8 protein-coding genes are annotated in these 8116 nt (G+C 45.9%); 2 read left to right on the top strand and 6 right to left on the bottom strand.

Annotated features, from left to right (window positions below):
• On the top strand, positions 1 to 398 hold a 398-nt coding region (locus ACWVCM_RS03385), incomplete at its 5' end, for a phosphotransferase (RefSeq protein ID WP_455200300.1).
• Positions 399 to 614: 216 nt separating this feature from the next.
• Here the strand turns inward: ACWVCM_RS03385 and ACWVCM_RS03380 are convergent.
• The 6 genes from ACWVCM_RS03380 to ACWVCM_RS03355 are packed head-to-tail and all read right to left on the bottom strand — an operon-like array spanning position 615 to position 7330.
• On the bottom strand, positions 615 to 1208 hold the full coding sequence (locus tag ACWVCM_RS03380; protein WP_455200299.1) for a tetratricopeptide repeat protein: 594 nt from the start codon (positions 1206 to 1208) through the stop codon (positions 615 to 617).
• Between the two features lie 8 nt (positions 1209 to 1216).
• Entirely contained in the window at positions 1217 to 2227 is a 1011-nt protein-coding gene (locus ACWVCM_RS03375) for a hypothetical protein (RefSeq protein WP_455200298.1), read from the bottom strand.
• A 40-nt stretch (positions 2228 to 2267) separates the two neighbouring features.
• Entirely contained in the window at positions 2268 to 4451 is a 2184-nt protein-coding gene (locus tag ACWVCM_RS03370) for an urea transporter (RefSeq protein ID WP_455200297.1), read from the bottom strand.
• Between the two features lie 26 nt (positions 4452 to 4477).
• Positions 4478 to 5950, bottom strand: coding sequence for an alanine racemase (locus tag ACWVCM_RS03365; protein ID WP_455200296.1), 1473 nt, complete (start codon positions 5948 to 5950; stop codon positions 4478 to 4480).
• 25 nt (positions 5951 to 5975) lie between these two features.
• Complete coding sequence (locus tag ACWVCM_RS03360) at positions 5976 to 7052, bottom strand: ATP-grasp domain-containing protein (protein ID WP_455200295.1); 1077 nt, start codon at positions 7050 to 7052, stop codon at positions 5976 to 5978.
• Positions 7052 to 7330: a PqqD family protein gene (locus ACWVCM_RS03355; protein WP_455200294.1), complete on the bottom strand. Its 279-nt coding sequence runs from the start codon at positions 7328 to 7330 to the stop codon at positions 7052 to 7054. Before ACWVCM_RS03355 ends, ACWVCM_RS03360 begins: the two co-directional genes overlap by 1 nt.
• A gap of 431 nt (positions 7331 to 7761) precedes the next feature.
• Between ACWVCM_RS03355 and ACWVCM_RS03350 the strand changes: the two genes are divergently transcribed.
• Positions 7762 to 8116 (top strand): ABC transporter ATP-binding protein (locus ACWVCM_RS03350; RefSeq protein ID WP_455200293.1); only part of this gene is annotated, 355 nt, incomplete at its 3' end.

The raw sequence follows: 8116 nt of genomic DNA, 5'->3' as shown, positions 1-8116 counted from the left end.
GGCAGGCAGGCGTATTTGGTATTTGTATCGGTGATGTTAACCCGACCAATTTTCACATTAATGACAGGGAAGCAATTACCCTATTTGACTTTGATCAGTGCGGATATGGCTACAGGGCATTTGAAATAGGTAAATTCATGTCTGCAATTCATGCGGTAAAGACAAAACAGGACATCAGTAATGCATTTATAGAAGGCTATCAGCAAGTACGCCAGTTATCAGATGCAGAAATGACAACAATTCCCTATTACGAAGTAATTTCAGTCATATGGGTCATGGCGATCCATGCTTATAACGTAGACCGAATCGGATATAAGTATTTAGAGAAGCCATTTTGGGATAGAAAATTAGGCGTACTTCGAGAACTGGAAAAGAAGATATCGGGTAAGAAAAATTAGTCAATACTGGAGAGTACCGATGATAAATTGCCAGGCGGCAGTTGGTGAAAGCTTTATGGCTGTTTATGATACATAACACTTACAATGCGCATAAACTTTAAATCCCACTATCGCTGCTTTTGAGGCTCAAGTTATTCAATTCAGGAATAGCTGCTTTCACTGCATAAGGCTGAAGTTGGCTGTTATCGTTGCTTACAATTAATATACCCCATAGAGTTATTTTGTGTATTGTTTTGATTCAAAATGATCAGGCACAAGCTCTAGCACTTTTTCATACGCCTGGGCGGCTGCTTTATCGTTACCCTGTTTACGATATGCTCTTGCCAGAAAAACCAGGGGGTCGGCATCACTGGGGTAACGTTCATTGACGGCGCGGGCATGCTTTTCCAGTTGTGACCATTGCTTGAGGGCTTCTTCCGTTGCCATTAAACGAACGTGGGCATGGTAGTTCCATGGCGCGACTTCCAGTACCTTGTTGGCATTAGAGGCAGCTTCCCGCCAGCGTTGTTGTGCCATCAACGGCAGCATAATACCCAGGCGTGCATCCAGCGACTTACTGTTTTTCTTGATGGCCTTTTGGTAATTGTCTATGGATTTGCTATTCGAGCCTTTCAAATAGTATAACCATCCTCGTCGCAAGAGCACCAGTTCATTGTCCGAGCTAACACCGTTTAACGCATTCAGGGCTGCATCATATTGATAAACGCTTTCCAGGCGATAGCTTTCTTTCCATGGATCGGAATCAGCCAGCAAATCGCCGACCTGGAATAGCAATCCCAGAAACAGTATTGAGTTAAGAGTAACGCGCATAGCTTACCTCACCATTTAACTTGCAGGTTTAAATAAAATAACAGGCTGTCATATTCATCATTTAACGATTCATTTTCATGCTGTCCATAACTGGCCAAAGCCAGTAAATTCGTTGTTTGCGATAGCTTCCATTGTATACTGCCTGCCAGGCTACCAGTTTGTTTATCAGCTGTTGAGTAGATTGCGCCGGCATCGGGGTCTACGGCCCACAATCGTTCTCCAATCAGCGCAGTTAACCGTAGGTAGTCTAATGACGTGCTAGTTGAAAACCAGTGCGTATATTTGATTTCCAAAGACTCAAATTGATCGTCAGCGTGCACCGGTATGGATTCATTAATCCTTATAAAATAACCACGCAGTTGTAGCCAGTCATAGCTTTCGTTCCAGCCAATGCCCAGGGTTGGTGTAAACTGGTCTACCTCGGTCATTGCCGTGCCATCATACTCGGAGTAGGCATAACCAATATCCGCATAAAATGTTTTTGCGTAATTGATAAAAGCCAATTGCGGTTGGTATGCGGTTATGTCCGTTGATTCGGTGACATTATTAACACTCGCGGGTGTTGTGGTTCCGCCGCTCATGCCTCCGCCACCGCCCATACCACCACCACCAGTAGTACCCGGAGGATTGTTAATATTGTATTTCAGCGTATCTTCACCCGCATAACCATCGAGTCTAAGCGTGAGTTTACCGGGTAAAGCATCCAGGTAGAGGTGGTATTGCCCACTGAGATAGAAAAGGTGCTCTGTTAGTTCGGCATTATTGTCAAAATCGACAAAGGTATAGTTATAGCCAAATGCGATTCCACCAGAGTCAAGATAGTCAGCGTTTAAATAAGCACCGGCGTTAAATGTACCTTGCCGGTTTAATGATCCATCGTAGGTTTGAATGTATGACTGAAGTGTGCCTTTCATTTGCCAGTTGCTATCTTCAGCCAGCGTATGATGAAATGGAGAAAACAATAATGCAACGCCATACAGCGCAAGGAGCAGGTGATCGATATATCTTTTAAAAGTCATGATTCTAATACCAATACAAGCTGTTTGATAATGTCTTAATCTAATGTTTTTCCGCAAAGTGGTAATTCGTTTGCGGCCGGGTTTTTTCACTCCATTGCGGTACGCCCATATCTTCAATTAATCCTTTTTCAGATAATTCGGCATGCCAGGTTTTTCCATTGAAGTTCATGGTGATATCTTTACAGCCCAGGTCGGGATCGATAACCGATATAGTTTCTGCCAGGTAATGTCTGGTGCCAATGCTTAATTTGTGAGTGCCGCTTTGAATCCAGGCGCGCTGTTCTTCATCCCAGTGACGCTGATATTGACTCTCCAGTCCACATCCCAGCGGTTTAAAAATATGCAGGAACATCTGTTGCGTGATTGTTAGCGGGAGCAGCATGGCAGAGGGGGCGTCTCGCCAATGGTGCGCAATTTCAGTAAGCGGTGTCAGGCCATTGGCTAACACCCACATATCGAGCAAGATATCCCTGGGGCCTTTGCGATCATAAAATGCGAGTACACCATTGTTTTCTTCGAATGCGGAGCTGGCATGTGTTTCACTGCTTAATCTAAATTGACCGAGCAATGTCAGTTCAACGGTGAGCTCCCGATTAAGTATATTGTTTGACTGGTTTGAGCTGACGCGGTAACTGAACTGGCGTCCCACCGGCAGGTGCAACTGGTTGCTTAACTGATCATCGGGTGTGGTGGGTTCGATCTGCTCGCCTTCTTTGGGGATCGAGACGACCTGGTACTCCAGAGAGCCATCGGTTTTATGCAGCATCATGCTGCACAGATGGAAAGGGTAGGTGTCACTGCCTAATTCCGCGTTGCGTTGGACCTGCATATGCAGGTGAGGCTGTGGTGAACGACCGGAATTTCCGCAGGCGGCCAGAATTTTACCTGGCTCGACGCGTTCCTTTTCTTTAACCTTGATGCTGCCTTGTTGAAGATGTGCCAGTAATAAATGTAATCCACTATCCAGTCGAATCAGGATAAAGTTACCCCAGTTGTTTCTGGTATCAACTTCACCAGGTTTATTATCGGGCAGCCGGTCGTAAATACGTACTACATCGCCGTGGGCTGGTGATAATACCGGCGCGCCAAAACAGTAATAGTCTTCTAACTGGTTACCGCTATTACGAAAACTCTGTTCGTCATGTGCAATGAAAAAATCCAGCGCATACTGCCAGGGTGGTTTATGGGTGTGTTTGCCATTAAATCCCTGGTATATCGTCCATGCGCCAAACACTGGCGCTAGCAGTGGAACACTGTTGATTTCACCGTAGCGATATTTTGCCAGCCGGGCTTTTTCGTAATTGATCTCAGGCAAGCCTGGTTCTGGTGCCAGGTAAGGTTTTAATAATCCAACGCGTTTTTTCATCGCGATAATCATGACCAGCGTTGTTAGCGCAAAGGAGATTGCCATGACCGGCAGGCCTTCGACCAATAACAGGTTTTTCGTGGCGATGACCAGCAACGCCGTTAGCAACACGCCAACAATCGCAAAGGCAATGCTGGCAATGCCGGGGATGGTAAAAAATCCTCCCAGTGCGATGGCTACCAGTATAAAGTTGAAGCTGGTCCACACGATAAAACTTGGGTGTGGTTCAAACATCAATGCCGTCAATAAAGAATAACCGGCCAGATAGCCAATGATGGCCAGCATGGCAAGATAACGCGAATAGAAGGCCAGTACCAGAAACAGGATCAGGCCAATGACCGGTGTTGGTGTAAAGTAGATAGCGCCAATGGCGCTGAAAAATGCGTCAATGGCTGGATGAAACATCGTGTATGGCGCTTCGGCCAGCCCCATGTAATCACTCAGCTCAGTATAGTTTCTGGCAACCAGCGCCATAGTGCCAGCCACAATGACAAACGGCAGGCTTAATACCGGCAAGCGATCCAGCCGCCATAGCCAGTCGGCCAATACGGTTGCAATTAATGATGTCAGTAACGCGCCCAGGATAATAATGCCAACGACATAGACATTGAGTTGATAAAAAGCCCCTAGCGATAAACCAACCAGCATGCTGTTAAATATCTGGACTTGACCGGCATAATCCGGAAATTGCCAGATACGGGTAATGGCAAAACCAGCAATAGCACCGAGTAATCCAGACAGACCAATGTTGGGATAAAAGAGCGTTGCGGCCATAATCACCAGGCCAGCTACCGGATTCTGCAGGAACAAAATAGCAGAATAGGCTTTGGGAATGCTGGATAAATTAATAGCGTTCATTGGTTAAAGGCCGCTCCTTATGGCCTCTAATGTTCTTTTAAGATGTCACTCGGTGCACCGGTGGGGTACACGTCTTTCAGGTGTGCCGGTATTTGTTCCTGTTGTGTCACAATTTCCAGATTTTCCGCAGCTCTTACCAGGCTAACATCGCCATTCTCATGCACCATAACGACATTGGGTCGATACTCAATAAACTGTAACCACTGTGTATTGTTGTAAGCGCCAACGGGGCTGAATACCAAAGTATCTCCCACGTCCAGCGGTGGCAGCATGATGCTGTTGCGCATGACATCGATGTTCATACACAATGGGCCGTACAATACGGTTTCTTCCGGCCGGCCGGCCAGGTGCCGGGTTGGAAAAACGTCATGGTTATACCAGAATGCGGTAAACAAATGATTAACGCCAGAATCGAGCACTACCGCGCGACGACCATCCGGTAAATGTTTATTGGCAAAAACAATGCTTATTAATACTTCCGCATCATCGACAATTGCACGCCCGGTTTCCAGTACCAGGGTAGGGCGACCACAGCCGCGGGTTTCCCGGTCATGGGTAAGTTCCAGCAAAGTATCGCAGATTGATTCTGCATATTGCTCGATACTGGGCACGACCTGTTCCGGCGGTAGATAAACACCTTGCAATGAATTCATGGAAGCAAAACCGCCACCAATATCCAGATAATGAATCGTACAGCCGGTTTTGGTTTCGACGTCGTTCATGAAGCCACACATTATTTTAACCTGGGTTTGATAGGCTAAAGGCTCGGTAACAAAAGTGCCAATATGACTGTGTAAGCCTACCAGGTTCAGTTGCTTGCTGGAAACGATGCGCCATGCCGCATCGAGGGCCTGGCCGGATTCTACGTTAAAACCAAACCGGCTCCACTGTTCGGTATATCCGGTATCAAAATTAAGGCGAATGGTTACGTCCACTACTTTATCCATTGCGCCGGCAATTTCCTCGATTAAATACAATTCATCCAGGTGATCAATATGAATGTGAGCGCCTTCGGTGATGGCACGTTCCAGAATATCACGGGTCTTGTACGGGCCATTAAATAAGATGCAGTTTCCGGGTACGCCCAGTTCACGCGCTTTTTCGTATTCAAATTTCGATACCACTTCTGCCAGGGCACCTTCCTGGTGTAAGGTGTTGCACACTGCGCCCAGGTAATTGGTTTTATAGGACCAGCCAAACTGAACCTTTGGGTATCGGGTGCTAAAAGCATTTCTGATTCGTTTTGCGTTTTGCCTGAGGGTATGTTCCGAGACAACAAATAATGGTGAGCCAAAATCTTCTGTTAATTTGTTAATGGGTACACCATCAATGTTATCGCGCCACAGAGTATGACGCGCAGTGCCCATCTTGTTTAAAAGTCCACTACGCAGCGGCGTAATCGATGGTTTTATCCAGGGTTTTTTCTCGTTTAGCGTTTCGCTACTGGCTGCGTTACCGCTTTCGCTACCTGTAAGTTGTTCGGTGTCAGTTGAGTCCATTTGTCATCATTCCCGCGCAATTGCTTCATTGTGTATTTAAAGTATGCCCGCCGTGCATAACTACTGATTCAAAATCATTAATCGTAGTAATGGTTTCCTGGGCGTAACGGATAAACAACATGCCTGTTCTTGTTTCCGGAAATTCGGGTACTGTGTTGCCCAATGTCAGTTGCAACAGCGTCAATGGCAGGTTGCGGCCAACACCAGCAGAAATATAGATCCAGGCGGGGAAGCGAGGGTTAATTTCAATGAGCTGGTACTTGCCATTGCGATCCCGCACCACTTCTACTTCCAGCGGGCCGCGCCAGTTAATGGCTTTCGCCAATGATGCGCTGGCCTGGTAAAGGGTGTTGTCATCAATGCTGATACCGGACCAGGCTTTACCTTTATCAGTTACCGCCATTTTTTTTATCATGACTGCGCCCAGCAAGTTGCCGTTGCCATCGCCCACCGCGGTGAGGTTGTATTCTTCACCTTTTACAAATTTCTGTACTAACACCGGGAATCCCCACTCGCCGGCAATCCGCCGAAAGGCCGCTTTGGCTTCCAGTTCGTTATGCACGATCTGCGCGTCATAAAATAATCCTTTAACCACGAACGGATATGTCCACCCTTTATCTTCGCATTCATGAAAAAATCCGGAACTGGTAATTGCCTTGGTTGCCGGACATTCAATCCCGGCATGTTCCGCCAGTTCTTCGAGACGATCTTTATTGCGTAAACGTAACTGTTCCTGAGAGGGCAGAAACATTTTGAAGCCCAGGTCTTCGATGACAGGTCTTAGTCGAATCATGCTCGGCAGCTCGGCATCCAGACAGGGCATTAAAATATCAATGTTTTCTTTTTCCTGGATAGTGGTGAGTGCATCGATAAGCATGTCATCGCCGGAGGAAGGATAGGGGAGGATATAGCCAGCGTCGCAGAATTCCTTGAGATACAAACCGGGATCCAGCCCATCATAACCAATACCGATGATCCTTCCCTGAAATTCAGGAGCCTCACGTAAACAACGTGCGACGGCAAGGCCCGGGCCGGGATTATCCGGTTTGGCATTCATGCCGGTTATTGCAACTGTTGCGTTAATAGTTTCGTTAGTAACCATTATTCACCCACATAGTCCCTTAACAATCCTGCAAACTCCAATACGTCCCGCTCCAGAACACGAGAAGATGCTTCATAGTCAATTGCCAATTTTTCCAGTAATGGAGCAAGTTCATTATCTTTTTGCAGCAACCGTAAAATGCTTAATCCAGTCTCATTGACGGTGAAGTTATGTCCACTGACAGGGTCAAACACAAATCCGCTTTCACTGATGGCAAGGCGCTGCAGGTTGGCGAGTGGTGGGAAGGGATTGGTACGATTATCCGGTTGTTTATCCATTATGAAATCCTTTTGTAACGTGAATTAACAAGCCCTTCTACGTTAAGTCTATTTTGTTGCTTTATCGCAGGAATTGCCTTGATGTTAGTCAACTCCATTTTTGTAACAGTCAGCGCAAGTTCTTATACGTACTAATTTACAATTACTTGCACTCATCAAATACAGGTAAGCCAGGTATCAATATCTGTTTGCTGCACTTGTACAACCGAAAATCTATCAATGACTTTATCCATGCCGGATTGGTACTAAACATTCATATATTTTCCTGATCCTTAATAAAGCTTTTTTACTGGCTTTTTCCGTTATTACGTATATTATAAGTATATTAGAAAAACCTAATATACACTAGTTTTTCAGAGGTTTTTTTACATAAAATGCCGTCTGTTTAAGGATGTAAAAACAAGGGCTTGCCTGCATGGAGGGATACACCTATGAGCCTGGTGTCTGCACATCAATTGACTAAAACCTACCAAACTGGTGATGTATCTGTTCCCGCCATAAAAGGCGTAGATTTCACCATTCAACCATCATCATTTGTTTCATTTGTCGGCCCATCAGGTAGTGGCAAAAGTACCTTGCTGAACATGATTGGATGTCTGGATCATCCCAGCGATGGTGTGTTGACGGTACTTGACCAGGATGTCGCTAAGCTGGACCGAAAAGCCGCCGCAAAGTTTCGCGGTGAAAACATTGGCTTTGTGTTTCAGGATTTTAATTTGATTCCCGTACTCACAACCTATGAAAATATTGAGTATCCGTTAATGATGGTGCAGAACTGGACACCGC

It is taken from the genome of Kaarinaea lacus (assembly GCF_975902315.1).
The sequence above is the reverse complement of the archived record's forward strand: the minus strand, read 5'-3'. Positions and strand labels throughout refer to the sequence as shown.